The organism is Roseovarius sp. B-10 (genome assembly GCF_056859295.1).
The window spans coordinates 1-5000 of record NZ_JBSXOE010000008.1; the positions used below are offsets into that span (position 1 = coordinate 1).

A 5000-nucleotide genomic window follows, 5' to 3' on the forward strand; every position below is an offset into this window, starting at 1 on the left:
TTCACCCGGCTTTTCGTTGCCTTCATTCGGGGGTCCTGAATGCAGAAAGCCACCCGGGGGTGGCTTTTAGAGCATGTTGCTCAAAAGTGGGAACCGGTTTTGAGCTCCTTGAACATGCGAATCAAGGAGTTAGAGCGTGTCGCGTGAATGCGAATGAACGCGACACGCTCTAGCGCATTGGTATTTTGTAGGTATTTTTGGTTGCGGGAGTAGGATTTGAACCTACGACCTTCAGGTTATGAGCCTGACGAGCTACCTGGCTGCTCCATCCCGCGGTGTTTGTTTGTTATCGTTGAGAGATTCATCGGGGGATTTCCAGGTTTGGCGGCGACCTACTCTCCCACGTCTTGAGACGCAGTACCATTGGCGCGACGGCACTTAACGGCCGGGTTCGGGATGGGACCGGGTGTTTTGCTCGTGCTATGGCCACCAAACCGGGGAATCCCCTGATTGATACAATCGGCCCTTTTGGGGCTGTCCATGTCAAGCTGACACGTTTTGGCGTATGCTTTTTGGTCCAGTCTTTCTGTTACTGGATCAAATCAAGCCTATCGGGCGATTAGTACCGGTCAACTGAGCGCATTGCTGCGCTTACATCTCCGGCCTATCGACGTGGTGGTCTACCACGGCCCTCGGGGATACCTTGTTTTGAGGGGGGCTTCCCGCTTAGATGCCTTCAGCGGTTATCCTGTCCGGACATAGCTACCCTGCACTGCGGCTGGCGCCACAACAGGTCCACCAGTGGTCCGTTCACCCCGGTCCTCTCGTACTAGGGGCAACTCCTCTCAAGTATCCTACACCCACGGCAGATAGGGACCGAACTGTCTCACGACGTTCTAAACCCAGCTCACGTACCTCTTTAAATGGCGAACAGCCATACCCTTGGGACCTGCTCCAGCCCCAGGATGAGATGAGCCGACATCGAGGTGCCAAACACTGCCGTCGATATGGACTCTTGGGCAGTATCAGCCTGTTATCCCCGGCGTACCTTTTATCCGTTGAGCGATGGCCCTTCCACTCGGGACCACCGGATCACTATGGCCGACTTTCGTCTCTGCTCGACTTGTCAGTCTCGCAGTCAGGCTGGCTTATGCCATTGCACTCAACGAGCGATTTCCGACCGCTCTGAGCCAACCTTCGCGCGCCTCCGTTACGCTTTAGGAGGCGACCGCCCCAGTCAAACTACCCGCCACGCAGGGTCCCGGACCCGGATAACGGGCCGCGGTTAGACATCAAGAGTGCGAAGGGTGGTATCTCAAGGGAGGCTCCACCGCGACTGGCGTCACGGGTTCAAAGCCTACCACCTATCCTGCACATCACAATCCTGATGCCAGTGCGAAGCTGTAGTAAAGGTGCACGGGGTCTTTCCGTCTGACCGCGGGAAGCCTGCATCTTGACAGGCAATTCAATTTCGCTGAGTCGATGTTGGAGACAGCGGGGAAGTCGTTACGCCATTCGTGCAGGTCGGAACTTACCCGACAAGGAATTTCGCTACCTTAGGACCGTTATAGTTACGGCCGCCGTTTACCTGGGCTTCAATTCAAGGCTCTCACCTCTCCTTTTAACCTTCAGGCACCGGGCAGGCGTCAGACCCTATACGTCGTCTTGCGACTTCGCAGAGCCCTGTGTTTTTAGTAAACAGTCGCCACCCCCTGGTTTGTGCCCCCGGATCCAAGTTGCCTTGAACCCGGGCCTCCTTCTCGCGAACTTACGGAGGTATTTTGCCGAGTTCCTTCAACATCGTTCTCTCAAGCGCCTTGGTATGCTCTACCAGTCCACCTGTGTCGGTTTAGGGTACGATCTCATGATGGAGCTATTTCCAGGAACCGCTCAGCGGCCCGCCCAATCCGATAAGGGCGAACAACCTCCGCGATCCGTCACTTCCATCTGGCCCAGGAATATTAACCTGGTTCCCATCGACTACGCCTTTCGGCCTCGCCTTAGGGGTCGGCTTACCCTGCTCAGATTAGCTTTAAGCAGGAACCCTTGGACTTTCGGCGGGAGGGTCTCTCACCCTCCTTGTCGCTACTCATGTCATCATTCTCACTAGTGATCTCTCCACCGGATGGCTCACGCCCCGGCTTCATCGAAAATCTCGTCCCTCCCATGCGGGCGAGCCCGCAAAAGAGGAATGAGACTGTATCACACTACGCTCTGCTACCATGCCTTACGGCATCCTAAGCTTCGGCTCATGGCTTGAGCCCCGTTACATCTTCGCCGCAGGACAACTTGTTTAGACCAGTGAGCTGTTACGCTATCTTTAAAGGATGGCTGCTTCTAAGCCAACCTCCTGGTTGTTTTGGTCGTCCCACCTGCTTTCCCACTTAGCCATGAATTGGGGGCCTTAGCTGTAGGTCAGGGTTGTTTCCCTCTCGACGACGGACGTTAGCATCCGCCGTCTGTCTGCCATCTAGTACTCCCCGGTATTCGGAGTTTGGTTAGGATCAGTAAGCCTGTGGGGCCCCATTACCCATCCAGTGCTCTACCCCCGGGGGTATTCGGATGACGCTCTACCTAAATAGATTTCGCAGAGAACCAGCTATCTCCGAGTTTGATTGGCCTTTCACCCCTAGGCACAACTCATCCCGACCTTTTTCAACAGGTGTGGGTTCGGACCTCCAGTTGGTGTTACCCAACCTTCATCCTGGTCATGCCTAGATCACTCGGTTTCGGGTCTGATCCATCCAACTCATTCGCCCTATTAAGACTCGCTTTCGCTGCGCCTACACCTAACGGCTTAAGCTTGCTGGATAGACCAAGTCGATGACCCATTATACAAAAGGTACGCCGTCACAAGACTGGACACCAATGACAATCAGTAAAGTGCGCTACCGCTTCGCTGCTTGAGCGCCTAGCGCCGCCCCGTGGGCACGCTGAGGCGCAGATGCACCGTCTCGAGCCCGGGATTGCGGCTCTCGATCCCCGCGTTGGAGCGGTGATCGAAGCCGAGACCGATGCGCCATCCGCGATCGCTCTCGTAGCCCAGCTCCAGCCCCGAGCGGAACTCGACCGGGCCGCCGAGATCGGCGCCACCCCCTTCGGCATAAAGCCCGGGCATGACGTGGAACTCGGCATACCAGTTCCAGTCCCGCGGCTGCAGCGTGTAGCTCAGCCCCGCGCCGACCCAGGCCTCGCCGTCATCGCTGAGCGACAGGCCATAGACCGGGCGGAACGGCCCGAACCGCATCGCGGTATCGCGCCGCACGTAAAGCTCCGCCCCGGTGGCGTTCTCCTGGAACACGACCGCGCCGGCCGACACCGCGGTGCGCGGTGTTGCGTCCGATCTCGCAAGACACCCCTCTGCGGGGCAATGCTCGGTGCCCATCGAGATGAGCCCCAACACAAGACCGGCCACGGCGGCCGACCCGTCGGTAATGAATGCGAGATCGCTCATGTGTGCCCCCGATATGCGTCTCCACATCTCTGGGACAGATTGTCATAAGAGTCCAGTCAAGCTCCGACTGATTGTAGGCGTCCGGTTTCAGGTACTGTTTCACTCCCCTCGTCGGGGTGCTTTTCACCTTTCCCTCACGGTACTGGTTCGCTATCGGTCAGTAAGGAGTACTTAGCCTTCGAAGGTGGTCCTCCGATCTTCAGACAGGATTTCACGTGTCCCGCCCTACTTGATACGTCCTTCAAAGCTTCCCATACGGGGCTGTCACCCGCTCTGGCTGCGCTTCCCAACGCATTCTGGTCACTCATCAGGCTCGGCTGATCCCCGTTCGCTCGCCGCTACTAGGGGAGTCGCTATTGCTGTCCTTTCCTCCGGGTACTTAGATGTTTCAGTTCCCCGGGTTTGCTCTTGAAGACCTATGTATTCAGTCAACAAGTACCTGTTTCAGCCCGTTATTGATTGCCAAGGGCAATCAATAACAAACTGTCAGGTGGGTTGCCCCATTCAGAAATCCATGGATCAAAGCTTATTCTCAGCTCCTCATGGCTTATCGCAGAGTATCACGTCTTTCATCGCCTCTTACTGCCAAGGCATTCACCAAACGCCCTTCTCGCGCTTGATTTGATCCAGAAAGAGAAAGACTTTTCAGTGTCCTGCCGCCTATTCGGCTACTTGGGGACGCTTTCACGCCCCGCCGCGACCGACAGGCAAAAGAAACACACGAGGCTTCCGCTCTCCGAACCAAAAGCATACATTTCCCGCGTCATCTCGCGATGACGCATGGTCAGTGTACTTGACTTGGACAACGCCGTCCTTTCCGCTCGGGATACATGCAAGGGCGCGGGAAACGCACCAGGCATGCCGTCCCCCCGAAGGGGGAACCGACCGGGATGCCCGCTCACGCGCGGACACCAAACGGCGTCGATTGTATCTCTCTTAACGATGTCAATTTTCGATGTCCTACCGCCTTGCGGCTACTTGAGGACATTTTCCTGTCCTACCGCCTTGCGGCTACTTGAGGACAATCCCGTCCGATTGGACGGCCAAGCACTGAACCCAGTGCTTGGCGATCCCATCGGGAATGGTGGAGCCTAGGAGGATCGAACTCCTGACCTCCTGAATGCAAATCAGGCGCTCTCCCAGCTGAGCTAAGGCCCCATTTTTCATGGCCTACCGCCTGTTCGGCTACTTGAGGCCTGTATTTGGCGCCGACGCCAGGGCGTCTCTGCCAAATGCGCCAACCGTGCGCTTCCGCCGGTGGGTCGATGCCCGCGTCGCCCGCAGGGTCGCAAGACCCGAGGTCGCGCAGATCACAGATCCGACGAGACCCGCCACGACGAGCGAAGCGAGGAATGGTGGGTCGAGGAGGACTTGAACCTCCGACCTCACGCTTATCAGGCGTGCGCTCTAACCACCTGAGCTACCGACCCGGAACAACAGGCCGGCGGCCTGAACATGTGTCTGAAGAGATACGAGGACGGTCCGGCCCGGAGTTTGACCAACTTTGCTTGTTGATCTGCTAAGTGATCCACGTGATCGGCAAGCCGATCAGCCAGGATCATCCTTAGAAAGGAGGTGATCCAGCCGCAGGTTCCCCTACGGCTAC

At 57.0% G+C, this 5000-nt stretch carries 3 tRNA genes and 3 rRNA genes (1 of these 6 running past the window's edge); all 6 read right to left on the reverse strand.

The annotated features are described in order from the left end of the window. Positions 1-198 precede the first annotated feature (198 nt). Positions 199-275, reverse strand: a tRNA-Met gene (locus AC13D8_RS00200). A gap of 44 nt (positions 276-319) precedes the next feature. After that, positions 320-434: ribosomal RNA gene (gene rrf, locus AC13D8_RS00205) — 5S ribosomal RNA — on the reverse strand. Positions 435-538: 104 nt separating this feature from the next. Next, positions 539-4016: ribosomal RNA gene (locus tag AC13D8_RS00210) — 23S ribosomal RNA — on the reverse strand. 460 nt (positions 4017-4476) lie between these two features. Continuing rightward, positions 4477-4552 (reverse strand) — tRNA-Ala (locus AC13D8_RS00215). A 195-nt stretch (positions 4553-4747) separates the two neighbouring features. Then, a tRNA-Ile gene (locus AC13D8_RS00220) sits at positions 4748-4824 on the reverse strand. A 138-nt stretch (positions 4825-4962) separates the two neighbouring features. Continuing rightward, positions 4963-5000, reverse strand: a 16S ribosomal RNA gene (locus AC13D8_RS00225) (it continues 1431 nt past the right edge of the window). Together the 16S, 23S and 5S rRNA genes with 3 tRNA genes alongside form the textbook arrangement of a ribosomal RNA operon.